Here is a 24,656-nt window from a genome sequence, read left to right as displayed (position 1 = left end):
GACGGTTCCGGCGGCGACTAGGGTGGCCGGTCATGGGGGAACCGAACTGGCTGCGGGAGACCCGCGCCGCGTACGACACGGTGGCGGTCGACTACGCCCGACTGGTGCACGGCGAGCTGGCGGGCAAGCCGTTGGAGCGGGCGCTGCTGGCCACCTTCGCCGAGTTGGTCGGCAACGCGGGACCGGTCGTCGAGGTCGGCTGCGGCACCGGCCGGATCACCGCCCACCTGCGCGACCTTGGGCTGGACGTCGCGGGGCTCGACCTGTCCCCGGGGATGGTCGCGGTGGCCCGGGACGCCTGGCCGGGGCTGAGCTTCGCCGTCGGCTCGATGACCGACCTGCCGCTGCCCGACGGCGGCCTCGCCGGCCTGGTCGCCTGGTACTCGATCATCCACCTGCCGCCGGAGGTGCTGCCCGGGGTCTTCGCCGGGTTCCACCGGGTGCTCGCCCCGGGCGGCGAGTTGGTGCTCGCGTTCAAGGCCGGCGACGAGCGCTTCAGCCTCGAGCAGGCGTACGGCCACACCGTCTCCTACGACGTGCACTGGCTGCCGCCGGACCGGATCGCCGCGCAGCTCGCGGAGGCCGGGTTCGTCGTGCACGCCCGCCTGCTCCGCGAGCCCGAGGGCTACGAGCGCGGCCCGCAGGCGTACCTGCTGGCCCGCCGGCCCGGCGGGGAGGCCGGGCGGTGACCGTCGTCCTGTTCACCCTGGGCGGGACCATCGCGATGGCCGGGTCCGCCGGGGGCGGGGTGGTCGCCCGGCTCACCGGGGCCGACCTGGTCGCGGCCGTGCCGGGCCTCGCCGACCTCGGCCACCCGATCGACGTACGCGACACGCGGGCGGTGCCCAGCGCGGACCTCACGTACCGGCAGATCCTGGACCTGGTCGCCGCGGCGTCGTCGGCGGTGGCCGGCGGCGCGGCCGGCGTGGTGGTGACCCAGGGCACCGACACGCTGGAGGAGACGGTGTTCCTGGCCGACCTGCTCTGGCCGCACCCGGAGCCGCTCGTGTTCACCGGCGCGATGCGCAACCCCACCCTCGCCGGTGCGGACGGCCCGGCGAATCTGCTCGCGGCGGCCCGGGTGGCCGCCGCCCCGGCCGCCCGCGACCTGGGGGCACTGGTCGCGTGTCACGACGAGGTACACGCCGCCCGCTGGGTCCGCAAGACGCACAGCACCAGCACCGGTGCCTTCGTCTCACCGAACGCCGGGCCGCTCGGGCATGTCGTGGAGGGGGAGGTGCGGGTGCTGACCCGACCGCCTCGGCTGCCCCCGGTGCCCGGGGTGGACGCCGACCGGCTCGACGCGGTCCGGGTGGCCCTGCACACCGTCACCCTCGACGAGGACACCGACCTCGTCACCGGCCTGTTCCGGGGCCGGGACGGGGTGGTCGTGGCCGGGTTCGGCGTCGGGCACGTCCCGCCCGCGCTCGCCCCGGTGCTCGGAGAACTGGCGGAGCGGGTGCCGGTGGTACTCACCTCGCGCATCGGGGCCGGGGCGGTGCTGCGGCACACGTACGGGGCGGTGGGGTCGGAGGTCGACCTTCAGCGGCGCGGGCTGGTCAACGGTGGGCTGCTCGACCCGTACAAGGCGAAGGTGCTGCTGCGGGTGCTGCTCGCGGCGGGCGCGGACCGGGCGGAAATCGCCGCCGCGTTCGCCCGGCGCGGCTGAGCCCGGACCGGCGGCTGCCGACACTGCCCGTGCGCGACCTGACTGAGGGCTTCCGTCCGACGCGGACAGCCCGTACGGTGTCCGACGACAACCGGCGGGTGCCGCCGGGGACGGCGGAGGTGGGGCGTGCGCGGCCGGATCTGTCTCGCGGGCATCGCGGTGCTGGTCGTGTCGGGGTGCGCCGCCCAGGATTCCGAGCCGGTGGCGGTGCCCCGGGCCGAGCCGGTCGTGCTCGACGTGCCGGCGGCCTCCTCGGGCGGCGCGTGCCGGCTGCTCGACTTCGCGGTGATCGAGGAGCACGCCGGGGAACGGTTCGACGTGGCGGCGTCCAGCTCGCGCGGTGACACGCACACCTGCGTGGTCCGCGCGGCGCAGGCGCTGCTGCCCGAACTGGCGCTCACCGTCAGCGCCACCTCGATCGACGTGGCGGGCTTCACCGCCGACGTGCGGCCGGGCGGGGCCCGGAAGGTCAGCGACCTTGGCCGGGCCGGCTACCGGCGGACCGCCTCCGCCGCCGACGGCCACGGGCCGGTCGTCGAAGTCGGCTGGCTGGCAGCCGAGGACCGGCTCGCCACGTTGCGCTGGACGCTGCCGAAGGGCACCGACCGCGCCGCCGCGGAGGAGCTGGCGGACCGGCTCGTCGGCCTGGCGCGGACGGTCGACACCCGGGCACTGTGAGCCCGGCCCGGGTCGGGCCGGCGGCAACGGTGCGGCCGGCCCGGTCGGGCGGCAACTGAGCCCGGCCCGGACGGGCCGGCGGCACGGGGCCGACCGGGCGCGTCAGGGCAGGGGAGTCAGTGGGCGGCGACGAACACCCGGGAGGCGACCTCGCGAGGCAGCCGGATCCGGTCGCCGGAGCGGTCGATGAAGACGCCGTCGCGCTCCTGGGCCACGGTCACCGTGGCGCCCGGGTCGACCCCGGCGGCGTGCAGCTGGCGCAGCACGCCGGCGTCGGTCTGCACGCTCTCGCAGATGCGCCGCACCACCACCGGGCCGGACAGCCCGGGGAACGCCAGGTTGCGCTCACCCTCGGTGCCGTCGGCCGGCGCCCCCGGGGTGCCCAACTCCTCCAGGCCCGGGATGGGGTTGCCGTACGGCGAGCGGGTCGGGCGGTTGAGCAGGTCGTAGACCCGCTTCTCCACCGCGTCGCTCATCACGTGCTCCCACCGGCAGGCCTCCTCGTGGGCCTCCTCGTAGGGCATCCCGATGACGTTGACCAGCAGCAGCTCGGCGAGCCGGTGCTTGCGCATCACGGACACGGCGGCGCTGCGGCCCAGCGCGGTCAGCATCAGGTGCCGGTCGCCCTCGACGGTGAGCAGCCCGTCGCGCTCCATCCGGGCGACGGTCTGGCTGACGGTGGGGCCGCTCTGGCTCAACCGTTCGGCGATGCGGGCACGCAGCGGCGGCACACCCTCCTCTTCCAGCTCGAGGATGGTGCGCAGGTACATCTCGGTCGTGTCGACCAGGTCATTCACGTCAGCGACCTCCCAGAGGTCGATGCTACCCCGGACGCCGGACAACGCTCTCCGGTGAAACGCGAGGTCGTCGCCCGGATGGTGTTGACTGGACGCCATGTCCGGTACCGAGGAACCGCTGGTCGAGGCCGACCGGCTCGCCGCCGAGCTCGACCACGCCGACCCGCCCACCCTGCTCGACGTCCGCTGGCGGCTCGTCGGCCCGCCAGGCCGCGACGACTACGCCGCCGGCCATCTCCCCGGCGCGGTGTTCGTCGACCTCGACACCGACCTGTGCGGGCCGCCCGGTGCCGCCGGCCGGCACCCGCTGCCCGACCCCGCCGCCCTCCGGTCCGCGCTGCGGGCCGCCGGCGTCCGCGCCGGTCACCCCGTCGTCGTGTACGACGGCGGCGACGGGCTGGCCGCCGCCCGCGCCTGGTGGACGCTGCGCTGGGCCGGGCACCGGCCGGTGCGGCTGCTGCACGGCGGCTTCCCGGCCTGGGTGGCCGCCGGCCTGCCCGTGTCCACCGAGATCCCCGCCCCGGTGCCCGGCGACGTGTCGGTCCGGCCGGGGGAGCTGCCGGTGCTGGACGCCGGCGGCGCCGCCGCGCTCGCCGCCGCCGGCTCCGGGGTGCTGCTCGACGTGCGGGCCGCGGCGCGCTACCGGGGCGAGACCGAGCCGGTCGACCCCGTCGCCGGACACGTCCCGGGCGCGGTGAACCTGCCCGCCGGCGGGTACGTCGACCCGGACGGGCGGTTCCCCGCCGCAGCGGTGCTGCGGGACCGGTTCGCCGCCGCCGGGGTCACCGACGCCGCACCGGTCGGGGCGTACTGCGGCTCCGGGGTGACCGCCGCGCAGGCCGTGCTCGCACTGCACCTCGCCGGCCGCCCGGACGCCGCGCTCTACGTCGGGTCGTGGAGCAACTGGGTCGCCGACCCGTCCCGCCCCGTCGCCACCGGCGGCTGACCGCAGGTCCCGCGGCCGACACCGGCCGCGGAGCCAGCGCGTGTGCCGGGCCGCCGCCGGTGCTCGTGCGACGATGGGCCCATGTCCGAGGACACTGTGGTGGTGTGGGACGAGGCCCTGCTCGCCTACGACATGGGTGACCATCCGCTCGACCCGGTCCGGGTGGAGCTGACCGTCGCGCTCGCCCGCGAGCTGGGCGTTCTCGACCGGCCCGGGGTCCGTCTGGTCGCTCCGACGCCGGCCGACGACGCCCTGCTCACCCGGGTGCACGACCCGCGTTACCTGAACGCGGTGCGGATCGCCCCCCGCGACCCGCTCTTCGCCGGCTACGGGCTGGGCACCTCCGACAACCCGGTCTTCGACGGGATGCACGAGTCCAGCGCGTTGATCGCCGGGGCCACCGTGGCCGCCGCCGAGGCGGTCTGGCGGGGCGAGGCCCGGCGCGCGGTCAACGTGGCCGGGGGGCTGCACCACGCCATGCCGGACCGGGCCGCCGGCTTCTGCGTCTACAACGATCCCGCGGTCGCCATCGCCCGGCTGCTCGACCTCGGCGCGCAGCGGGTCGCGTACGTGGATGTGGACGTGCACCACGGCGACGGCGTGCAGGAGATCTTCTACCACGACCCCCGGGTGCTCACGGTCAGCCTGCACGAGACCCCGCTGGCCCTGTTCCCCGGCACGGGCTTCCCCGACGAGACCGGCGGCCCCGGCGCGGAGGGCAGCGCCGTAAACGTGCCGCTGCCGCCCGGCGTCGACGACACCGGCTGGCAGCGCGCGTTCCACGCGATCGTGCCGTCGGTGCTGCGCGCGTTCCGGCCGCAGATCCTCGTGACCCAGTGCGGCGCCGACGGGCACCGGATCGACCCCCTCGCGGACCTGCACCTCTCCGTCGACGGGCAGCGGGCCACCTACATCGCCCTGCGGGCGCTCGCCGACGAGCTGTGCGAGGGCCGCTGGGTGGCCACCGGCGGCGGCGGGTACGCCCTGGTCGAGGTGGTGCCACGGGCGTGGACCCACCTGCTGGCGGTGGCCACCGGCGACCCGGTCGACCCGGCCACGCCCACCCCGCCGGGTTGGCGGCGGCTGGCCGCCGAGCGCCGCCCCGGCCGGGAGGTGCCCTTGCGGATGACCGACGACGTGGACCCGGCGTACGAACCGTGGCAGCCGACGGGTGAGCCGAACGCGGTGGACCGGGCCGTCGCGGCCACCCGCAAGGCGGTGTTCCCGCTGCTCGGGCTCGACCCGCACGACCCGCGCGACTGAGTCGGCCCACCCGGGGAGGGGATCGAAGGCGTGACCACTGTCGACCAGCCGGTGGACGTGCTGCTCAGCGACGGCACGACCGTCGGGCTGCGGCCGATCCGCCCGGACGACGCGCCGGGCATCGTGGCGATGCACGCGCGGTTCTCCGAGCGCACCCGCTACCTGCGCTACTTCTCGCCGTACCCGCGGATCCCGGAGCGGGACCTGCGGCGGTTCGTGGTGGTCGACCACCGGGACCGGGAGGCGTTCGTGGTGCTGGCCGCCGACCGGATCGTCGCCGTCGGCCGGTACGAGCGGCTCGGCCCGCAGGCCCCCGAAGCCGAGGTCGCGTTCGTGGTGGAGGACGCCTACCAGGGCCGGGGAATCGGTTCGGTGCTGCTGGAGCACCTGGCCGACGCAGCCCGGCGGGCCGGGATCGTGCGCTTCGTCGCCGAGGTGCTCCCGGCCAACGGGGCGATGCTGCGGGTCTTCGCCGACTTCGGGTACCAGGTCCAGCGCCAGTACGCCGACGGCGTGGTGCACCTGAGCTTCCCGATCGCCCCCACCGAGCAGACGCTGGAGGTGCAGCGCGGCCGGGAGCACCGCACCGAGGCGCGTTCCATCGCCCGGCTGCTCGCCCCCCGGGGCGTCGCCGTGTACGGGGCCAGCGCCACCGGCCAGGGCGTCGGCGCGGCGCTGCTCGGGCACCTGCGCGACGGCGGGTTCACCGGGGCGGTGGTGCCCGTGCACCCGAGCGCGGCGACGGTGGCGGGGCTGCCCGCGTACCCCTCGGCGGTCGACGCCGGCCGGGCGATCGACCTGGCGGTGGTCGCGGTGGCCCCGGAGGCGGCCGGCGCGGTGGTGGCCGACGCGGCGGCGGCCGGCGCGCACGGCCTGGTGGTGATCTCCGCGGGCTTCGCCGAGGCCGGCCCGGCGGGCGCGGCGGCCCAGCGGGCCCTGGTCCGCGCGGCGCACGCCGCCGGCATGCGGGTCGTCGGCCCGAACTGCCTCGGCGTGGCCAACACCGACGAGGCGGTGCGCCTCAACGCGACCCTCGCCCCGGCGCTGCCGGCACCCGGCCGGGTGGGCATCTTCAGCCAGTCCGGGGCGTTCGGGGTGGCCCTGCTCGCCGAGGCGCACCGGCGGGGCCTGGGCGTTTCGAGCTTCGTCTCGGCCGGCAACCGGGCCGACGTCTCCGGCAACGACCTGCTCCAGTACTGGCAGGACGACCCCGGCACCGACGTGATCATGTTGTACCTGGAGACGTTCGGGAATCCACGCAAGTTCGCCCGGCTGGCCCGGCGGATCGGCCGGCACAAGCCGGTGGTGGCGTTGGCCTCCCCGGCCCGCCCGCCCGGGCTGAACGCCGACGCCCCCGGCCCGGACGCGGTCGCGGTCAGCGCCCTGTTCGCCCAGTCCGGGGTGATCCGGGTGGACACCGTCGCCGAGTTGCTCGACGTCGGCGTGCTGCTGGCCCACCAGCCGCTGCCGGCCGGCCGGCGGGTCGGCGTGGTGGGCAACTCCTCGGCGCTGACCGGGCTGGCCGCCACGGCCTGCGCCGCGCAGGGGCTGACCGTGGCCGCCGGCTACCCGTCCGACGTGGGGCCCCAGGCCGGGGCGGCCGAGTTCGCCGCCGCGCTCGGCGTCGCCGCCGCCGACGACGGCGTGGACGCTCTCGTCGCGGTCTTCGCCCCGCCGCTGCCCGGGCAGCTCACCGACACCGAGGCCGACTTCGCCGCCGCCCTGCCCGGCGCGTTCGGGGCCGGCCGGCCGGTGGTGGCCACGTTCCTCACCGGGCGGCCCCCGGCCGGGGTGCCGGCGTACCCGAGCGTGGAGGAGGCGGTGCGCGCTTTGGGCCGGCTCGCCACGTACGCCGACTGGCTGCGTCGCCCACCCGGCGTGCTGCCCGAGCTGTCCCGGATCGACCCCGCTGCGGCCCAGGCCGCGCTGCGGGCCGACGGCGCCGAGCCGGCCGGGCTGCTCGGCGCGTACGGGATCGACGTGGCACCCTCCGTGCCGGCGCGCTCGGCCGACGAGGCGGTGGCCGCCGCCGGGGTGCTCGGCTGGCCGGTGGCGCTGAAGGCCGCCGCGGCCGGGCTGCGGCACCGCCTCGACCTCGGCGCGGTCCGCCTCGACCTGGCCGACGAGCAGGCCGTCCGCCGGGCGTACGCGGAAATGGCGGCGGCCTTCGGCGCGGACGTCCTGGTGCAGGCGATGGTCCCGCCCGGAGTGCCCTGCGTGGTGGAGCTGGTGGAGGACCCGGCGTTCGGGCCGGTGGTCGGGTTCGGCCTCGGTGGCGTCGCCACCGAACTGCTCGGCGACCGGGCCTGGCGGGCGGTGCCGCTGACCGACTCCGACGCCGCCGAGCTGGTCGATACGCCCCGGGCCGCGCCGCTGCTGCGCGGGCACCGCGGGGCCGCCCCGGTGGACCGGGCGGCTCTGGTGGAGCTGCTGCTGCGGGTCGGTCGACTCGCCGACGAGCAGCCCCGGGTCCGCTCGCTCACCCTCAACCCGGTGCTGGCCCGCCCGGACGGAGTCTCCGTGCTGCACGCCACCGTCCGCACGGGCACCGCCGGCGCCCGCCCCGACACCGGCCCCCGCCGGCTGTGAGGGGCGGCGTCACGACGCGCGAGGGGCCCCGGCGAACCGCCGGGGCCCCTCCTTGCGACACGCCCGCTCAGCAGGCGAACGCCTCCAGGCGCTGGGCCCGCTCCGGGGCGCGCAGCTTCAGCAGCGTCACCTTCTCGATCTGCCGGATCCGCTCCCGCGACAGGCCGAACTCCCTGCCCACCTCGTCCAGGGTGCGCTGCCGGCCGTCGTCCAGGCCGAAGCGGAGCCGGATCACGGCCTGCTCCCGCTGGGACAGGGTGGCCAGCACGATCCGTACCTCGTTGCGCAGCTCGCCGTCGGCGGCGGCCTCGCCCGGCTGGGCGGCCGGGTCGACGGCGGCGACGAAGTCACCGAGGGCGCTCTCGCCGTCCTCGCCGACGGCCTGGTCGAGGCTGACCGGCTCCCGGTCGTACGAGATCAGCTCGATGACCTGGAACTCGGGGACGCCCATGCCCCTGGCGACCTCGGCGACGGTGGGCTCGCGACCCAGCGTGACGGCCAACTCGCGGCGGGCCCGGACCATCCGGTTGACCTGCTCGACCATGTGCACCGGGATGCGGATGGTGCGGGCCTGGTCGGCCATCGCCCGGGTGATCGCCTGCCGGATCCACCAGGTGGCGTACGTGGAGAACTTGAAGCCCTTGGTGTAGTCGAACTTCTCCACCGCCCGGATCAGGCCCAGGTTGCCCTCCTGGATCAGGTCCAGGAACGCCATCCCCCGGCCGGTGTACCGCTTGGCGATGCTGACGACGAGCCGCAGGTTCGCCTCGAGCAGGTGGTCCTTGGCCGCGCGGCCCTCGGCGACGATCAGCTCCAGGTCGGAGCGCAGCTCCGTGGACACCGGGGTGCAGGTCGCCAGCTTCTCCTCGGCGAAGAGCCCGGCCTCGATCCGGCGGGACAGCTCGACCTCCTGCGCGGCGGTGAGCAGCTTGGTGCGTCCGATGCCGTTGAGGTAGGCCCGGACCAGGTCCGTGGAGATGCCGCGCTCGTCGGTGGCGTCCAGGTCGGTCATGGTGTCGGTGCCGAGCTCGGCGTCGATGGTGACGGCCGGGCCGATCTGGTTCTCGGTCATCTGCAGGACCATCTCTGTTCTCCCCGTGTCCACGTCGGTGCCGTCTCACCGGCCCAGTGGCGCCGGTGACACACACTCTGGCAAGTCGGGCGTGAAACGGGAGTGAGGCGATCGGGGAACCGACACGGATAATAGGGGTGTCCGCGCGTCCGTGGCTTGCCGACCCCGGTTACCGTGCCAGCGGTCGGCCGTCCTGGCCGGTCACACGGTCGGTCGCCGCGGCGACCGACCACCGAGAGACTGGAGCGTGTCGTGGTCTTCAAGCGGCTCATGCAGGCGATGGGCGTGGGCGGCCCGTCGGTGGAGACGATCCTGGCGAACCCGAACTGCCGCCCCGGCGGGCAGTTGGAGGGCACCGTCCACGTGGCCGGCGGCGAGCACCCGGTGGACGTCGAGTACGTCGCGCTGGGCCTGGTCACCCGGGTCGAGGTGGAGAGCGGCGACAACGACTACGAGACCACCCAGGAGTTCCAGCGCCGCCAACTGACGGGGGCGTTCCGGCTGGAGCCGGGGCAGCGCTACGACGTGCCCTTCCGCTTCGACGTGCCGTGGGAGACGCCGCTGACCGAGCTGTACGGGCAGCACCTGCACGGGATGACGATGGGGCTGCGCACCGAGCTGGAGGTGGCCCGCGCGGTGGACAAGGGCGACCTGGACGCGGTGGCGGTGCACCCGCTGCCGGCCCAGGAAGCGCTGCTGGAGGCGTTGCTGCGGCTGGGCTTCCGGTTCGCCCGCGCCGACAACGAGCGGGGCCACATCTACGGGGTACGGCAGACCCTGCCGTTCTACCAGGAGATCGAGTTCTACCCGGCGCCGCAGTACGCCCGGGCGATCAACCAGCTGGAGGTCACCTTCGTCACCGACCCGCAGCAGGTGCAGGTGGTACTGGAGATCGACAAGCGGGGCGGCGTCCTCACCGAGGGCAGGGACGCGTTCGGTCGCTTCACCGTCCCCCACGCCACGGCACACAACACGGACTGGGCCGCCCAGCTCGACGGCTGGCTCCGCCAGTCCGTCCAACGCCGCGGCCTGTTCTTCTGACCCCCACCCCGTCCCGGCCCGCCACGGGCGCAGTTGATCAAGAGGTTTGCGTCAGGGCCGGGCCTCGGACGACGCAAACCTCTTGATCAACGGGGTGGGGTCAGAGGTCCAGGAGGAGGGTGCGGGGGCCTACGTTGACGCTCTCCACCAGCATGTGGGTGCGGAAGCGGCCCGTCGCCACCGGGGCGCCCCGTTCGCGCAGCGCCTCGACGACCGCCGTCACCAGGGGTTCCGCCATCTCTGCCGGGGCGGCGGCGGTCCAGCTCGGCCGGCGGCCCCGGCGGGCGTCGCCGTAGAGGGTGAACTGGCTGACCACCAGGATGCCGGCACCGGTGTCCGCCGCGCTGCGCTCGTCGTCCAGGATGCGCAGCTCGTGGACCTTCCGGGCCATGGTCCGCGCGGTCTCCGGAGTGTCGGTGTGGGTCACCCCGAGCAGCACCAGCAGCCCGTCGGTGACCTCGCCGACGACCTCGCCGTCGACCGTGACGCAGGCCCGGCCGACCGTCTGCACGACCGCCCGCATCAGGCGGTGACCGGCTCGATGATGCCGCGCTCCACCAGGTGCGCCACGATCGGGCCGGCAGCCTCGGCCAGTTCCTCCGCCGCCACGTCGTGCGCGGTGGCGAGCAGCGCGAGCTGGTCACGCAGCGACAACCGGCCGTCCGCGCCGCCGACCAGGGCCAGCACCAGCGGGTCGACCTCCTCGGTCCAGCGCAGCCCGTGCGGCATGGCGAGGACCTGCCGGTCCACGGCCCAGCCCTCGTCGCCCATGGTGGCCTCCTGGCGGAGCTGGAGCCCCTCGGCGGCCCGGTAGCGCTCGGCGAGCAGCCCCTCGGTGTCACGTGCTCGCAGCCAGTCCTGGCGGTCGAACCAGGCGGCGATCCGCTCGCCCATCGGCGGCTCCACCCGCTGCCGCAGGTCCTCCACCCGGACCGCCGGGTCGGCATGCCCGGCGCGGCGCAGCGAGACGATGCCGAAGCCGACCGCCTCCACCTTGTGCGCGTCGAACCAGTCCAGCCAGGCCGCCATCCGGTGCGGGTCGGCGGCCTCGCCGACGTCGGTCAGCCACAGGTTCACGTACGCCATCGGGTCGGCGACCTCGCGCTGGATCACCCAGGCGTCCAGGCCGGTGCCGGCGAACCAGCCGGCCACCCGCTCGCCCCAGTCCTCACCCGTCACGTGCACCCAGTTGGCGAGGTACTGCATGGTGCCGCCCTCGGTGAGCAGGCCCGGGGCGGCGGCGGCCAGTTCGGCGCCGATCGCGTCGCCCGCCCGGCCGGAGTCCCGGTAGACGTGGGTGGTGGTGCCGGGGCCGACCACGAACGGCGGGTTGCTGACCACCAGGTCGAACCGGCGTCCGGCCACCGGGGCGACCATGTCGCCGCGCAGCAGTTCCCAGTCCTGGCCGTTGAGCGCGGCGGTGGTGGCGGCGAAGCGCAGCGCCCGCCGCGAGAGGTCGGTGGCGGTGACCCGGCGGGAGTGCTCCGACAGGTGCAGCGCCTGCACCCCGGAGCCGGTGCCCAGGTCCAACGCGGTCTCCACCGGCCGGCGGACGGCCGCCCCGATCAGCGTCTGGGTCGCCCCGCCGATGCCGAGCACGTGCTCGGAGTGCAGCGGCCGGCCCGGCCGGGAACTGGCCGGCAGGTCGGCGAGGACCCACCAGTCGTCCCCGTACGGCTCCAGGTCCACGCCGGCGCGCAGGCCGTCGCCGTGCCGCTCGACCAGCCCCCCGGCCAGCGCCTCGTCCACGGTCAGCGGGGCGAGCGCGGCCGCCACCGCGGCTTCCGGCTCGGTCTGGTCGCAGATGAACACCCGGATCAGCGTGCCGAGCGGGTCACGGTCCTCGGTGGCCCGTAGCGCGGCCCGGAAGTCGTTGCGGGCCGCCCCGCCGGTGGCCTGCGGGCCGAGCCGGTCGGCGATCCCGTTCGAGGTGTACCCGGCGCGGGTCAGCGCCGTCCGGAGCGCGTCGACGCCGGCGGGGGAGAGCAGCATGTCGTGTTCGTCCACGTTGCCATCCTGCCCTCCGCGCCCGGGCGGCCCGTCACCGCCGCCCGCAAATCCGCCCGCCGGGGAACGGGCGCGGACTTCGCGCCACGGGCCCCGGGGAGTCGCCGTCGGCCCCGGGCCGGTGCCGGGGAGGATGGACGGCATGACGGTTTCGCTCCCCATCGACCCCGAGGCCAACCGGCTGCTGGAGCGCAGCCCGCTGGCCCTGCTGCTCGGCATGGTGCTCGACCAGCAGGTTCCCATGGAGAAGGCGTTCTCCTCGCCGTACGTGCTGACGCAGCGGCTCGGGCACGAGCCGGATGCCCGCGAGCTGGCCGGGTACGACCCGGACGAGCTGGTGGCGCTCTTCGCCCGACCCCCGGCCCTGCACCGGTTCCCGAAGGCGATGGCGGCCCGGGTGCAGGAGGTGTGCCGAACCCTGGTGGACCGGTACGACGGGGACGCCGCCCGGCTCTGGGCCGACGCCGCCGACGGGCGGGAGCTGCTGGCCCGGATCGCCGGGCTGCCCGGGTTCGGCCGGCAGAAGGCGCAGATCTTCCTCGCCCTGCTCGGCAAGCGCTTCGGTGTCACCCCGGACGGCTGGCGCGAGGCGGCCGGCGGGTACGGCGACGCCGACGCGTACCGGTCGGTCGCCGACGTCACCGACCCGGAGTCGCTGCGTCGGGTGCGGGAGCACAAGCAGCGGATGAAGGCGGAGGCGAAGGCCGCGAAGGGCTGACGCCACCCGCCCGCCGGGCTCGTCGCCCGTACGGTCCAGGGCGTGCTCCCGTCCCGTCGGTGGCTACCCGTAGGGCCGCTGACGTGGCATTCTGCAACCAGAGCAGCGGGTATCGGGCGACGCCCATCCCGCCGCAACGGCGCAGCGGGTGGTCGTCCGGCGCGCGACGGCACGGGCCTGCCGATCGGGTGCGTCCACCGGGAAGGGTGGGCGGCCCGCGGCTGATCCCGATCGCCTGGGCTCAGGCCCGCAGCCGCCCCCGGAGGGCATCATGGCCAATCCCGTCATCCGGTCGATCACCGCGACCCCCAGCACGCTCCAGCCCGGCCAGACCGCCCAGGTGGTGATCGACGCCTACGACCCGGACGCCCGTACGGTCACCGTGACCGGGAAGGTCACCGACGTGGCCGGGCACGTGGCGACCGCCACCACCACGCTGACCGTCGGTGATCCGCTGAAGTTCGAGTTGACCACGACCGATCCGGCCGTGACGATCGTCGCCGACCCGGCGGCGTCCGGTCGCTTCTCGGTCCGGGTCTGATGTTCACCCGTACGGTCACCCTGACCGCGCGGGTGGCGGACACGGGGGGCAACGCCGTCACCGTCAGCACGGCGGTCAGGGTGGAGGCGCCGACGGCCCTGGGCTGGACACCTCCGGGAAGCTCGGTCGCCGCGGTCCAGGCGATGCTCGCCCGGTACCCGCACCCGAGCACGGTGCGGCTCTATTCCGGCCCCGGCGCCGGCCTGGAGCCCTGGTCGGGGCTTCTCGCGCAGGTACCCGCCGACTGCCCGCTGCACTACAGCTTCAAGGACTGGACCGCCGGCACCTCGGCGGCGGTCGTCCGCGACTGGCTCTCGGCCCGGCCGGCCGGCCGCCGCCGGGTGGTGGACCTGGTGACGCTCGACCACGAGCCGGAGCAGCAGTCCGGGGGCGACCCGGCCCCGGCGGTGTTCCGGCAGCAGTGGCAGGAGTTGGTGGGCGCGCTCGCCGGGCACCCCCGCCGTCGCGAGGTCTGGCTGGTGCCGGTGTTCACCGAGTACGCCGCCCGCCGGCAGGCGTCCTGGTGGGCCGACTTCGGGGTGGTCGCCGGCTACCCCGGGGTGGACGCGGTGGGGTTCGACATCTACGACACCGGCTACGAGCGGTACCGCACCCCGGTCGAGCGCAACGAGTTCGCGCTCGCCCAGGCGAGGCGGGTCGGCAGGCCGCTGGTGATCCCGGAGTGGGGGATCAGGCGCAAGCCCACCCTCGACGACGGGACGCCGTACGACCCGGACGGGGCCGTCTGCGCGCAGGCCATGCGGGACAACATGGCCCACCTGCGGGCGCAGCCCGACGTGCCGTACGTCGAGTGGTTCTACCGGGGCGACTGCGACCTGCACGCCACGCTGACGTACCCGTCCGGGCGGACGTACGTGCGCGACGCGGAGCGTGCCGCGTTCGGGCAGCTCATGGGCTGAGGCGCGGCGACGGACGGCTCAGGCGGCGGTGGGCCGGGAGAGCGCGGCGAGGGCGCGCCGGACGTCGGCCAGCGAGACCGTCGCGGAGTCGTCCAGCTCGGTCAGGCCGGCCTCGATCCACTGGCGCATCAGGGTGGTCACCCCGATGCCGCGGGCGTCTGCGGCGGCCCGCACCCGCTCGTACGTCTCCAGCGGCAGCCGCACCGAGCGGCTGACCATCGGAACGTCGGTGTCTGGGGCGGGCAGTTGCGCCGGCTGGCTGGTGTCGATCAGCTCGGCGAGCCGGTCGTCGCCGCTGTGGAACTGCTCGGTCGCGTCGTTACGGTTCATCGCCACGCCTCCTCATCGACGGGATCTGCGAACGGCCTCGTCGTAGCGCTTGGCCTCGACGTCGCTCAGCTCCCGGGCGGACAGGACGTCCCAGTCGTTGTCGGCGCCGTCGGCCTCGGCGAGCAGCACCGCCAGCCGCCGTCCGTGGCGGGCGGCGGCGTAGACCACCATCACGTCGTCGCCGAGGTGCCGGATGACCCGGCGCGGGCTGTGCAGCGCCTCCCAGACCTCGCCGGGCGTGACGCCGTAGACGCGCAGGTTGGCCAGCGCCTCGTCGGTGAAGCTGAACCGGCTGCCCACGGGGCGGAGCGTACCACGCGCGTAACACGCGCCGGGAATAAGCCGATTTTCGCTGATCACCGGTCGGGAGTGACAAGATGGGGTGCAGTCCCTCTTGGAGGTCCGTGGTGAAGCGTCAGGCGTACGAACCGATCCTGATCACCGACGCGGCCCGCAGCCAGGGCGATCAGCTCAACAGCCGGCAGCGGCGCTACATCGTGATGATGGCCATCCGGGTGGCGTGCGTGATCGTCGGCGCGATCCTGGTCGGCGCGCAGGCCCCCATGCTCTGGCTCTGGCTGCCGCTGTGCGGCCTCGGGATGGTGCTCATCCCGTGGCTGGCGGTGCTGCTGGCCAACGACCGGCCGCCGAAGGAGCAGCACCGGCTGGCCAACCGGTTCCACCCCCGCAACCGGGACGAGACCCCGCCGATGAGCCTGACCGCCGACGAGCGTCCGTACAAGGTCATCGACGCCGAGCCCTGATCGGCCGGGACCCGGCGCGTCGGGGTCAGGAGGCGGGTCGGGCACCGACCGTGGAGACGGCCAGCGCGCCGAGGTCGCCGGCCCGGTCCAGCGCCTCCCGGGGGTTGGCCCCGGCCAGCCAGGCGGACAGCAGCCCGGCGGCGAAGGCATCCCCGGCCCCGGTGACGTCGGCCACGGCCACCCGCCGCGCCGGGGCGGCGCTGACCGTCGCCGTCCGGTCGGCCCAGACCGCCCCGGCCGCGCCCCGCTTGACCACCACCCGCCTCGCCGTCGCCGACAGTGCCCTGGCCTGCGCCGCCGGGTCGAGCCCGCCGGCCAGCACGGCCGCCTCGTCGGCGTTGACCAGGAGCAGGTCGACGTCGCGTACCCAGGTCAGGAAGGCTGCCGCGCCGACCCGCCGCAGCGGCGCCGCGGACGCCGCGTCGACGCTGATGCTGATCCCGCGCTCGCGCGCCGCGGCCAGCGCGCGCAACCCGGCCCCGCGCGATCCGTCGTCGAGCAGGGTGTACGCGGACAGGTGCAGGTGCCGCGCGTCCGGCGCCCCGGCCAGTGCCCGCTCCACGTGCCCGGCGGTGAGCCACAGGTTCGCGCCCCGCTCGGTGACCATCGTGCGCTCCCCGTCGCCGGTGAGCACGATGACGGTGCCGGTGGCGCGGTCCGGGTGTCGCTCGACCGCGCAGTCCACGCCGGCACGCTCCAGCTCGCCCACCCGGTCGCGTCCCGCGTCGTCGTCCCCGACCGCGCCGACCATGGTCACCGGTACGTCCTGGGCGGCGAGCCAGGCGGCGGTGTTGGCCGCCTGCCCACCGCCGCCGACCCGGATGGCGGCCGGGGTGTCCGAGCCGGTCGCCAGCGGCCCGCCGAGCACCGCGACCACGTCGGTGATCAGGTCGCCGACGACGACGACGCGGGCCGGAGCGGTCATGCGGCGGAGTCCCCGCCGCGCGCCGCGGCGACCGCGACCCGGGCGGCGAGGTCGGCGTTGCGCAGGATGATCCGCACGTTCACCGCGAGGCTGGCGCCGGCGGTGGCGGAGTGGAAGTGGGCCAACAGGTACGGCGTCACGGCCTTGCCGGTCACCCCGTCACGCTCCAGCAGGGCCAGGCCCTCGGTGAGCGTCCGGTCGTGCAGGGCCGGGTCGAGCTGCTCGTCGACCGGGAGCGGGTTGGCCACGAGCAGGCCACCGGAGTGCACGCCGTGCCCGATCCGGGCTGCCAGCACGTCGGCGACCTGCTCCGGGGAGTCGACCGACCAGTCCAGGTCGAACCCGGCGTCGGTGAGGTAGAAGCCGGGGAACCGCCGGGTGCGGTACCCGACGACGGCGACGCCGAGGGTCTCCAGCCGCTCCAGGGTGGCTCCGACGTCGAGGATCGACTTGACCCCGGCGCAGACCACCGCGATCGGGGTCCGGGCCAGGGTGCCCAGGTCGGCCGACTCGTCGAAGGTGTGCGCGGCCTCCCGGTGCACCCCGCCCAGCCCGCCGGTGGCGAAGACCCCGATTCCCGCGGCGGAGGCCACCGCGCTGGTGGCGGCTACCGTGGTGGCTCCGTCCGCCCCGGTCGCGGCGGCCACCGCCAGGTCGCGGACGGAGAGCTTGCTCACCCCGTCGACGGTGGCGAGCCGGGTCAGCTCCGCGTCGTCCAGCCCCACCACCAGTTGGCCGCCGACCATGCCGATGGTCGCCGGGACCGCGCCGGCGTCGCGTACTGTCTGCTCGATCTCGCGGGCCACCCGCAGGTTGTCCGGCCGGGGAAGGCCGTGCGACACGATGGTGCTCTCCAGGGCGACGACCGGACGGTGCTCACGCAGGGCATCTGCCACCTCGGTGCCGAGGCGGATGTGGAAGTTGTTCACGTCTTCTACGGTACGGGCCCTCGCGCGGGCGGCCTGCGGTGGACCCGGTCAGGCCTACCTGTCAAACTGGAAAGTTGGAGGTGCAGTCGTGAGCACAGAGGTTCTTGAGCGTCCGGAACTGAAGGACGCCGACACCGGTCCCGAGATGTTCCACTACGTCCGCAAGGAGAAGATCGCCGAAAGTGCCGTCATGGGCACCTTCGTCGTCGCGCTGTGCGGGGAGAAGTTCCCGGTGACCAAGGCGGCCAAGCCGGGCTCGCCGGTCTGCCCGAAGTGCAAGGAGATCTACGAATCCTGGCGCGAGTGACCGTGGGCGGCCGGGACGGTCGCCCACGTAACCTTCGTCGGTGACCACCTCCACCGCCCTGCTCCTCGCCGACCTGACCGGGGTGGCGGTCTTCGCCGCCTCCGGCGCCTCCGCGGCGGTGGCCAAGCGGCTGGACCTGTTCGGCGTCGCCTTCGTCGGCTTCGTCGCCGCGCTCGGCGGCGGGATCTTCCGCGACCTGGTCATCGGCGAGGCACCCCCGCTGGCCTTCGCCGACTGGCGGTACGCCGCCACCGCCGCGGTCACCGCCGCCGCCGTGTTCTGGCTGCACCCCCAGCTCGCCCGGCTGCGCACCACCGTGTTGGTCCTCGACGCCGCCGGCCTCGGGCTGTTCACCGTCACCGGAACCCTCAAGGCGCTCGACGCGCAGGTCCCGCCGGTCGGGGCCTGCCTCATCGGCATGCTCACCGCCATCGGCGGTGGGCTCGCCCGGGACCTGCTCACCGGCGAGATCCCCGTGGTGCTGCGCCGGGAGATCTACGCGGTGGCGGCACTCGCCGGCTCGATCGCCGTGGCGGCGCTCCACGCGTCCGGGCACGCCGGCGCAGCCGGGCTGACCGCCGCGGCGGTGTTCGTCTTCGCGCTGCGCCTGATGGCGCTGCGACGGCGTTGGTCCGCCCCGGTGGCCACGCTCCACCCGTCCCGCACCGGCACCCCCGGCCCTCGCCCCTGACCCACGGTGATGACCGGGGTGCTGTCGGTGGGGTTCCGGGCGGTGCGGATGTGACCAGCGTGGCGTCGCCTGGGCCGAGCGTCGCGCGCTGGTTATGCTGACTCGGCCTTCGCGGCAACCGATGCGCGAGGGCCTTTTCATGGGCGGCGGTACCCGTGGCCCTCGGCCGGGGTCCGCCGTCGTGGCGGTCGGAGAGGAGCCTGACGCGTGGCAGCCCGGACGCCGGCGCTCGAGACGTTTCCACCACTGCGCGCCTGGCAGCGCAAGGCGCTGGTGGAGTACCTGCGACGACGCACCGAGGACTTCACGGCGGTCGCCACCCCCGGGGCAGGCAAGACCACCTTCGCCCTGCGGATCGCCGCCGAGCTGCTCGCCGACGGCACCGTCGAGGCGGTCACCGTGGTCGCCCCCACCGAGCACCTGAAGAGCCAGTGGGCCGAGGCCGCGGCCCGGATCGGCATCCAGCTCGACGCGGCGTTCCGCAACGCCGATCTGCACTCCTCCGCCGACTTCCACGGAGCCGTCGTCACGTATGCGCAGGTCGGGATGGCGCCCCACGTGCACCGGCGGCGCACCATGACCCGCCGCACCCTGGTCATCCTGGACGAGATCCACCACGCCGGTGACTCCCGGACCTGGGGCGACGGCGTGAAGGCGTCGTTCGAGCCCGCCGTGCGCCGGCTGATGCTGACCGGCACGCCGTTCCGCTCCGACGACAACCCGATCCCCTTCGTCACCTACGAGCGGGGCGGCGACGGCCTGCTCCGCTCCCGCGCCGACGTCGTGTACGGCTATTCCGACGCGCTGCGCGACAGTGTGGTCCGGCCGGTGCTCTTCCTGGCGTACTCGGGGGAGACCCGGTGGCGGACCAACGCGGGCGACGAGCTGTCCGCCCGGCTGGGCGAGCCGATGACCCAGGACCTGATCGCGCAGGCCTGGCGCACCGCCCTGGACCCGGCCGGCGACTGGATGCCGCAGGTGCTGCGGGCCGCCGACGCCCGGCTGACCGTGCTGCGCAACGCCGGGATGGCCGACGCCGGCGGGTTGATCATCGCCAGCGACCAGCAGACCGCCCGCTCGTACGCGCGCCTCATCGAGCAGACGACCGGCGAGAAGGCCACGGTGGTGCTCTCCGACGACCAGGGCGCGTCCGCCCGGATCGCGACGTTCTCGGAGTCCGGGCAGCGGTGGATGGTCGCGGTCCGGATGGTCTCCGAGGGCGTCGACATCCCCCGGCTGGCGGTCGGTGTCTACGCCACCAGCGCCAGCACGCCGCTCTACTTCGCGCAGGCCATCGGGCGGTTCGTCCGGGCCCGCCGCCCCGGGGAGACCGCGTCGGTCTTCCTGCCCAGCGTGCCGCACCTGCTCGGGCTGGCCAGCGAGATGGAGGCCGAGCGCGACCACGTGCTCGGCAAGCCGAAGGACCGCGAGGGCTTCGACGACGACCTGCTGGAGCGCGCGCAGCGCGACGACCAGGCCAGCGGGGAGCTGGAGAAGCGCTTCGCCGCTCTGTCCGCCACGGCCGAGCTGGACCAGGTGATCTTCGACGGCGCGTCCTTCGGCACCGCCGCCCAGGCCGGCACCCCCGAGGAGGAGGAGTACCTGGGCCTGCCCGGGCTGCTCACCGCCGACCAGGTCTCCCTGCTGCTCACCAAGCGGCAGGCCGAGCAGTTGGCCGCCCAGCGCCGCCGGGCCGTCGACCGGGCCGCTGAGTCGGCCCCTGTGGCCACGGTGGCGCCCCCGCCACCCATGAGCGCGGCCCAGCGTCGGGTGGCGCTACGGCGGCAGCTGAACGCCCTGGTGGCCGCCCGGCACCACCGCACGGGCCTGCCGCACGGCAAGATCCACGCCGAGCTGCGCCGCCTCTGCGGCGGCCCTCCGAGCGCCCAGGCCACCATCGAGCAGCTCGAGGAACGCATAGCCACGGTCCAGACCCTCTGACCGAGCCCGTGCCCTCACGGAGGGCTTCGCCGAGGCCTAGGGTTCCGCGTCTTCCCGGGCCGACGTGACCCTCTTCGTCACGACCGAGGGCCGCCGGGACCCGGCTGCGTCGGTTGTCGGCCGGTGCCGGTGCCGGTGGCGGGTTGGGCGGAAGTGGTGCCCGAAGTGCCGAAAAGCCGGCCGGAGGGCCCCTGGGGGGTGCCTCCGGCCGGCAATGTCGGTGTGGGGTATATCTACGCGTTCTCAGTTCGCCATGAGATCGGCGCCACGCCAGCTGAACTCGGGGTCCGTCGCGTACCGCACGGTGATCTTCACGAGATCCTCCGCGTACTTGTTCGCGTGGTGCCCACAGAACACCAGCTCGCTCCCGCCCGCCAGAGTGATACGGAGCTTGCCGGCAGCGTTGCAGCGGTCGCACCGTTCATCGGCGGCTGGGGGAGCCACCGTCTCGTGCGGCGGCGTGAGGGTCGGGGTCATCGCCTTCCTCCTCTGGTCGTCACCGATGAACAATCTCTTCGGTCGTTGCTCACCTATCGTGCAACACCCAACTCGGGCCCTGCCTTCCCTGTGTGCCCGCGGGGGACCGAGGTCACACATGGCAGCAACAGTGTGCCGTGCACCAAGGGTGCCACGTCAACGATCACAATCGTGCAACCGCCCGATCACCATCGGGCGTTGTACGTCTGGTGATCAAACCGACACGGCTGGTTGACGCGGCGGGCTCAGTCCAGGTAGTCACGGAGTACCTGTGAACGGGACGGGTGACGCAGCTTCGACATCGTCTTGGACTCGATCTGCCGGATCCGCTCCCGGGTCACCCCGTAGACCTGGCCGATCTCGTCCAGCGTGCGCGGCTGGCCGTCGGTCAGGCCGAAGCGGAGCCGGACCACGCCCGCCTCGCGTTCGGAGAGCGTCTGGAGCACCTGCTGGAGCTGGTCCTGCAGCAGCGAGAAGGAGACGGCGTCGACCGCGACGACGGCCTCCGAGTCCTCGATGAAGTCGCCGAGCTGGCTGTCACCCTCGTCACCGATGGTCTGGTCGAGTGAGATGGGCTCCCGGGCGTACTGCTGGATCTCCAGCACCTTTTCCGGTGTGATGTCCATCTCCTTGGCCAGCTCCTCCGGGGTGGGCTCGCGGCCCAGATCCTGGAGCAGCTCGCGCTGGATGCGGCCGAGCTTGTTGATGACCTCGACCATGTGCACCGGGATGCGGATGGTGCGGGCCTGGTCGGCCATTGCCCGGGTGATCGCCTGCCGGATCCACCAGGTGGCGTACGTGGAGAACTTGTAGCCCTTGGTGTAGTCGAACTTCTCCACCGCCCGGATCAGGCCCAGGTTGCCCTCCTGGATCAGGTCCAGGAACGCCATTCCGCGCCCCGTGTAGCGCTTGGCCAGCGACACCACCAGCCGGAGGTTGGCCTCCAGCAGGTGGTTCTTCGCCCGCTCGCCGTCCCGGGAGATCCAGCCGAGGTCGCGGACCATGTCGCGGACGAGCTTCTCCTCGCCCTCCTCGGCGGCGCGCAGCCGCTCGGCGGCGTAGAGGCCCGCCTCGATCCGCTTGGCGAGCTCCACCTCCTGCTCGGCGTTGAGCAGGGGCACCTTGCCGATCTGCTTGAGGTACGCCCGGACGGAGTCGGCGGAGGCGGTCAGCTCGGCGTCGCGGCGCGCCTGCTTGAGCGCCTCGGACTCCTCGTCGTCCCACTCGAAGTCGTTGTCGGTGGCGGAGCTCGCGGCGTCGGACGCGGCGGCCCGGGCCAGCTCGGCCGGCTCCTCGACCACCACGTCCTCGATCTCGGCGGCGAGTTCCTCCGGGTCGATCTCGCCTTCGCCCTTGGCCTTGCCGGCGGGCTTGCCGGCGGCCGCGGCGACGGTCGCCTTGGTGGCCCGGGTGGACTTCGCGGCCTTCGCCGGCACGGCCGCCTTGGCGACCGCCTCGGTGGTGGTCTTGCGCGCGGCGACCTTGCGGGGCGCCGGGGTGGCCTCGTCGGCGGCGGAGGCCTGCTTCTGGGCCGGCGCGGCGGCCTTCTTGGTGGTCTTGGCGGTGGTGGCACGGGACGCCGGGGTGGCCGACCGGGCGGCGGCGACCCGGCGGCGGGGGCCGACCGAGCCGTCCACGACCACGGTCACCCCCGCTTCCGCGAGCGCCCGCAGGATCTTCTTGGCCTGGGCCGGAGTCACCTCGGCGGACTCGACGGTGCGCGCGAGCTGGGCCGACGTGAGCTGGCCACCGGCGCTCTGCGCGTGGGCGATCAGGGTGTCGGTGAGCGAGCGAACGTCGGCGCCGGTCTGGCGGGGTTCTGTCACGAATGACCTTCCGGAGGCGAAAAGCGAGCACGGCCGGGTTGTCCGGCGCAGCGCGGGACACGGTGCCGGACGATTTGGTTGGGGGACCCCCGTGTCCCGGGCCGGCCGGTCGTCGGCGGCCCGTGGCGCGTGGGCAGGGGTGAATTGTAACGCCGTCTGCGGGGATCATCCTGCGCCGCACTGCGTACCGGCGGTTGGGACCGCTGATTCGGCGTAGATGTGGACTTTGTGAGGATGATACCGGCGCGCGATCCCGCCTGCCGAGGCCGGCGGGGAGTGGGCCGCGCCCGAACTGCCGGTCGGCGCGACGGCCGCGGGCCGACCGCGACGGCGGGGGCCGGGGCGGGGCGCGGACGCGCGGACGGGGAACTGGGCACTTAGCGGACAATACCAACTACAAACGGATACACCGGTCAAACTCTGCCCGCAAGGTTGTTGCACCATTCGACGCCACCGCTCGCCGGGCCCAGGAATGCCGATGGACAACGGCCCTTGCGTAGGCGGTCGGGTTGCTGGCATCTGAGACAGCGGGCACAGTTCCTCCAGGACGTACGCGGGAAGGGAACGGACCATGACCAGTACGGCGCCGACGCCGGGGGAACTTCTCAAGATCGCGATCGACGTGGCTCGGGATGCGGCGGACACCGCGTACCGGATGCGCGCCGAGGGGGTCTTCGTCGCCGCGACCAAGTCCACCGTCACCGACGTGGTCACCGCCGCCGACCGGGCGGTCGAGCGGCAGGTCCTCGACGCGCTGGCCACGCTCCGCCCCGACGACTCGGTGCTCGGCGAGGAGTACGGCGGGGGCGCGGCCGGCGAGGCGCGCAGCGGGGTGCGATGGATCGTCGACCCCATCGACGGCACCGTCAACTACCTGTACGGGCTGCCGTACTGCGCGGTCTCGCTGGCCGCCGAGGTCGACGGCGAGGTGGTCGCCGGGGTGGTGCGCAATCTGTTCACGGGCGAGGAGTGGACGGCCACCGTCGGCGGCGGCGCCTGGCGTGCGGGGGAGCGGCTGCGCTGCTCGACCGAGACCGACCTCGGCCAGGCGCTGGTCGCCACCGGGTTCGGCTACGACCCGAAGCGGCGGTCGCATCAGGCCCGGGTGCTCGCCGAGTTGATCCCGCACGTGCGGGACATCCGCCGGCAGGGCGCCGCCGCGTTGGACCTCTGCCTGGCCGCCGAGGGCCGGGTGGACGCGTACTACGAGAAGGGGCTGGCCGCCTGGGACCAGGCGGCCGGGGCGCTGGTCGCTGCCGAGGCCGGGCTGCGGGTCGGCGGGCTGGGCGGCCGCCCGGCTGGGCCCGACCTGGTGATCGCCGCACCGTCGGCGCTGTTCGTGCCGCTGCACGAGCGGCTGACCGACCTGGACGCCTCGGGCGGGCCCTGACCCCCGGGTCACTTCTTGACGGGCATCGGGCACGAGCCGAGCGGCGCGACCGGGGCGCCCAGGTCGCCGAGGGCCTGGTTCACCTCGGTGGTGGTGGCCAACTGCTGGAAGCCGTTGCCCAGCACCACGTCGACGGTGTCGTCCTTGCGTTTGGCGTCGTACCCGTCCTTGGCGTTGTTGAGGAAGTACGCGCGCAGCAGGTGCGCGGAGCCGACGCCCTTCGGGCCGTACCGCAGCACCGCGACGTCGTCGATCTGCTTCTTCTCGTTGCTGGTCTTCTTGACCTGGAACTGCCGGTTGCTGAACTCGTCGGCGACCTGGGAGGCGAGGCCGGGCCGGTCTGTGCCGTTGAGTACGTTGATCTTCACGTCCTTGCGCTCGCGCAGTTTGACGTCCGCCAGCGGGGCGCCCTCGGGGCAGCCGCCGGCCAGTCCGGCCTCGCCCTGGGTGTCGCGAACCAGGGCGACGACCACGAAGACCAGGGCGACGACCGCCAGCAGACCGACGACAACGAGTGCTCGCACTCGCGCAAAACTCATCTGGGCGCTCCCCGGACGATGGGTGGGTGGCGGCGGCCGTCGGCGGTCAGGCCGCCCCGCCGGCCGTCGAGTACGCCGCTGAGGTTAACGGTTGTCCGGCCGTCGCGTGGAAACAGTCCGACATGCCGGCGCGCCAACCGTGAAGCGGGTACTACTACCCCTATCTTCGTGTCGCCTGAGTCACATTGGGAACAACTTCGACGGCTGGGGCGTACATCTGAGCCACGAGGGCGGTATACATGCCTCGCCAGAGGGGGGTAAGGTACCGCGCTCGCTGGGGTGCTTCTCTGGCGGCC

26 protein-coding genes are annotated in these 24,656 nt (G+C 74.3%); 15 read left to right on the top strand and 11 right to left on the bottom strand.

Annotated elements, in window-relative coordinates; all coding sequences use genetic code 11:
• The first annotated feature begins 32 nt into the window (after nt 1-32).
• The 3 genes from ABT023_RS14010 to ABT023_RS14000 all read left to right on the top strand — a co-directional run bounded on the left by ABT023_RS14010 (nt 33) and on the right by ABT023_RS14000 (nt 2,347).
• Nucleotides 33-689 (top strand): class I SAM-dependent DNA methyltransferase, encoded by a 657-nt coding sequence (locus ABT023_RS14010; RefSeq protein WP_350885227.1) that lies wholly within the window; start codon nt 33-35, stop codon nt 687-689.
• A gap of 35 nt (nt 690-724) precedes the next feature.
• Complete coding sequence (locus ABT023_RS14005; RefSeq protein ID WP_502890675.1) at nt 725-1,669, top strand: asparaginase domain-containing protein; 945 nt, start codon at nt 725-727, stop codon at nt 1,667-1,669.
• A 126-nt stretch (nt 1,670-1,795) separates the two neighbouring features.
• The gene (locus ABT023_RS14000) at nt 1,796-2,347 is read left to right on the top strand and encodes a hypothetical protein (protein ID WP_350885223.1); all 552 of its coding nucleotides are present in this window, start codon (nt 1,796-1,798) and stop codon (nt 2,345-2,347) included.
• A gap of 116 nt (nt 2,348-2,463) precedes the next feature.
• Here ABT023_RS14000 and ABT023_RS13995 read toward each other — a convergent pair whose 3' ends face one another.
• A complete protein-coding gene (locus ABT023_RS13995) occupies nt 2,464-3,144 on the bottom strand; it encodes an iron-dependent transcriptional repressor DtxR (RefSeq protein ID WP_350885221.1) in 681 nt (226 codons plus the stop codon).
• A gap of 97 nt (nt 3,145-3,241) precedes the next feature.
• On the opposite strand from ABT023_RS13995, the gene ABT023_RS13990 reads away from it, so the two are divergent.
• The 3 genes from ABT023_RS13990 to ABT023_RS13980 all read left to right on the top strand — a co-directional run bounded on the left by ABT023_RS13990 (nt 3,242) and on the right by ABT023_RS13980 (nt 7,942).
• Nucleotides 3,242-4,090, top strand: a complete 849-nt coding sequence (locus ABT023_RS13990; protein ID WP_350885219.1) for a sulfurtransferase — start codon at nt 3,242-3,244, stop codon at nt 4,088-4,090.
• Nucleotides 4,091-4,171: 81 nt separating this feature from the next.
• On the top strand, nt 4,172-5,353 hold the full coding sequence (locus ABT023_RS13985) for an acetoin utilization protein AcuC (protein WP_350885218.1): 1,182 nt from the start codon (nt 4,172-4,174) through the stop codon (nt 5,351-5,353).
• Nucleotides 5,354-5,383: 30 nt separating this feature from the next.
• Nucleotides 5,384-7,942, top strand: coding sequence for a bifunctional acetate--CoA ligase family protein/GNAT family N-acetyltransferase (locus ABT023_RS13980; RefSeq protein ID WP_350885216.1), 2,559 nt, complete (start codon nt 5,384-5,386; stop codon nt 7,940-7,942).
• A gap of 67 nt (nt 7,943-8,009) precedes the next feature.
• Here the strand turns inward: ABT023_RS13980 and sigB are convergent, their stop codons facing one another.
• Entirely contained in the window at nt 8,010-9,014 is a 1,005-nt protein-coding gene (gene sigB / locus ABT023_RS13975) for an RNA polymerase sigma factor SigB (protein ID WP_350885394.1), read from the bottom strand.
• A gap of 252 nt (nt 9,015-9,266) precedes the next feature.
• Here sigB and ABT023_RS13970 point away from each other — a divergent pair, with 252 nt between their 5' ends.
• A complete protein-coding gene (locus ABT023_RS13970) occupies nt 9,267-10,055 on the top strand; it encodes a sporulation protein (RefSeq protein ID WP_350885214.1) in 789 nt (262 codons plus the stop codon).
• A 100-nt stretch (nt 10,056-10,155) separates the two neighbouring features.
• On the opposite strand, the gene dtd is transcribed toward ABT023_RS13970, so the two are convergent.
• Nucleotides 10,156-10,578: a D-aminoacyl-tRNA deacylase gene (gene dtd, locus ABT023_RS13965; protein ID WP_350885212.1), complete on the bottom strand. Its 423-nt coding sequence runs from the start codon at nt 10,576-10,578 to the stop codon at nt 10,156-10,158.
• Nucleotides 10,578-12,062, bottom strand: a complete 1,485-nt coding sequence (locus ABT023_RS13960) for a DUF7782 domain-containing protein (RefSeq protein ID WP_350885210.1) — start codon at nt 12,060-12,062, stop codon at nt 10,578-10,580. Before ABT023_RS13960 ends, dtd begins: the two co-directional genes overlap by 1 nt.
• A 133-nt stretch (nt 12,063-12,195) precedes the next feature.
• Between ABT023_RS13960 and ABT023_RS13955 the strand changes: the two genes are divergently transcribed.
• The 3 genes from ABT023_RS13955 (at nt 12,196) to ABT023_RS13945 (ending at nt 14,241) form a co-directional block, all read left to right on the top strand.
• The gene (locus tag ABT023_RS13955; RefSeq protein WP_350885209.1) at nt 12,196-12,780 is read left to right on the top strand and encodes an HhH-GPD-type base excision DNA repair protein; all 585 of its coding nucleotides are present in this window, start codon (nt 12,196-12,198) and stop codon (nt 12,778-12,780) included.
• A 271-nt stretch (nt 12,781-13,051) separates the two neighbouring features.
• Entirely contained in the window at nt 13,052-13,321 is a 270-nt protein-coding gene (locus ABT023_RS13950) for a hypothetical protein (protein WP_350885207.1), read from the top strand.
• Nucleotides 13,321-14,241, top strand: a complete 921-nt coding sequence (locus ABT023_RS13945; RefSeq protein ID WP_350885205.1) for a hypothetical protein — start codon at nt 13,321-13,323, stop codon at nt 14,239-14,241. Before ABT023_RS13950 ends, ABT023_RS13945 begins: the two co-directional genes overlap by 1 nt.
• Before the next feature lie 18 nt (nt 14,242-14,259).
• Here ABT023_RS13945 and ABT023_RS13940 read toward each other — a convergent pair whose 3' ends face one another.
• Entirely contained in the window at nt 14,260-14,571 is a 312-nt protein-coding gene (locus ABT023_RS13940; RefSeq protein WP_350885203.1) for a YlcI/YnfO family protein, read from the bottom strand.
• 12 nt (nt 14,572-14,583) lie between these two features.
• On the bottom strand, nt 14,584-14,871 hold the full coding sequence (locus ABT023_RS13935; RefSeq protein WP_117666624.1) for a hypothetical protein: 288 nt from the start codon (nt 14,869-14,871) through the stop codon (nt 14,584-14,586).
• Nucleotides 14,872-14,978: 107 nt separating this feature from the next.
• Between ABT023_RS13935 and ABT023_RS13930 the strand changes: the two genes are divergently transcribed.
• Nucleotides 14,979-15,335, top strand: coding sequence for a DUF3099 domain-containing protein (locus ABT023_RS13930; protein WP_350885392.1), 357 nt, complete (start codon nt 14,979-14,981; stop codon nt 15,333-15,335).
• Nucleotides 15,336-15,360: 25 nt separating this feature from the next.
• Here the strand turns inward: ABT023_RS13930 and ABT023_RS13925 are convergent, their stop codons facing one another.
• Both ABT023_RS13925 and ABT023_RS13920 read right to left on the bottom strand, forming a co-directional pair.
• Nucleotides 15,361-16,260 carry a carbohydrate kinase family protein gene (locus tag ABT023_RS13925; protein ID WP_350885201.1) on the bottom strand — a complete coding sequence of 300 codons (900 nt, stop codon included), beginning with the start codon at nt 16,258-16,260 and terminating at the stop codon, nt 15,361-15,363.
• A complete protein-coding gene (locus ABT023_RS13920) occupies nt 16,257-17,189 on the bottom strand; it encodes a pseudouridine-5'-phosphate glycosidase (protein WP_350885200.1) in 933 nt (310 codons plus the stop codon). Before ABT023_RS13920 ends, ABT023_RS13925 begins: the two co-directional genes overlap by 4 nt.
• A gap of 88 nt (nt 17,190-17,277) precedes the next feature.
• Between ABT023_RS13920 and ABT023_RS13915 the strand changes: the two genes are divergently transcribed.
• The 3 genes from ABT023_RS13915 to ABT023_RS13905 all read left to right on the top strand — a co-directional run bounded on the left by ABT023_RS13915 (nt 17,278) and on the right by ABT023_RS13905 (nt 20,128).
• Complete coding sequence (locus ABT023_RS13915; protein WP_161688218.1) at nt 17,278-17,496, top strand: DUF3039 domain-containing protein; 219 nt, start codon at nt 17,278-17,280, stop codon at nt 17,494-17,496.
• 40 nt (nt 17,497-17,536) lie between these two features.
• A complete protein-coding gene (locus tag ABT023_RS13910; RefSeq protein WP_350885198.1) occupies nt 17,537-18,187 on the top strand; it encodes a trimeric intracellular cation channel family protein in 651 nt (216 codons plus the stop codon).
• 207 nt (nt 18,188-18,394) lie between these two features.
• Nucleotides 18,395-20,128: a DEAD/DEAH box helicase gene (locus ABT023_RS13905; protein WP_350885196.1), complete on the top strand. Its 1,734-nt coding sequence runs from the start codon at nt 18,395-18,397 to the stop codon at nt 20,126-20,128.
• A gap of 243 nt (nt 20,129-20,371) precedes the next feature.
• Here ABT023_RS13905 and ABT023_RS13900 read toward each other — a convergent pair whose 3' ends face one another.
• Both ABT023_RS13900 and ABT023_RS13895 read right to left on the bottom strand, forming a co-directional pair.
• Nucleotides 20,372-20,605, bottom strand: a complete 234-nt coding sequence (locus tag ABT023_RS13900; RefSeq protein WP_350885194.1) for a DUF7455 domain-containing protein — start codon at nt 20,603-20,605, stop codon at nt 20,372-20,374.
• Between the two features lie 245 nt (nt 20,606-20,850).
• Nucleotides 20,851-22,431 (bottom strand): RNA polymerase sigma factor, encoded by a 1,581-nt coding sequence (locus ABT023_RS13895; protein ID WP_350885192.1) that lies wholly within the window; start codon nt 22,429-22,431, stop codon nt 20,851-20,853.
• Between the two features lie 571 nt (nt 22,432-23,002).
• On the opposite strand from ABT023_RS13895, the gene ABT023_RS13890 reads away from it, so the two are divergent.
• Nucleotides 23,003-23,821: an inositol monophosphatase family protein gene (locus ABT023_RS13890; protein ID WP_350885190.1), complete on the top strand. Its 819-nt coding sequence runs from the start codon at nt 23,003-23,005 to the stop codon at nt 23,819-23,821.
• Between the two features lie 8 nt (nt 23,822-23,829).
• Here ABT023_RS13890 and ABT023_RS13885 read toward each other — a convergent pair whose 3' ends face one another.
• Complete coding sequence (locus ABT023_RS13885) at nt 23,830-24,345, bottom strand: LytR C-terminal domain-containing protein (protein WP_350885390.1); 516 nt, start codon at nt 24,343-24,345, stop codon at nt 23,830-23,832.
• Nucleotides 24,346-24,656: the final 311 nt, after the last annotated feature.

Source organism: Micromonospora sp. NPDC002296, assembly GCF_040296145.1.
Lineage (GTDB): Bacteria > Actinomycetota > Actinomycetes > Mycobacteriales > Micromonosporaceae > Micromonospora.
This window is presented reverse-complemented; position numbering and strand designations above follow the sequence as displayed.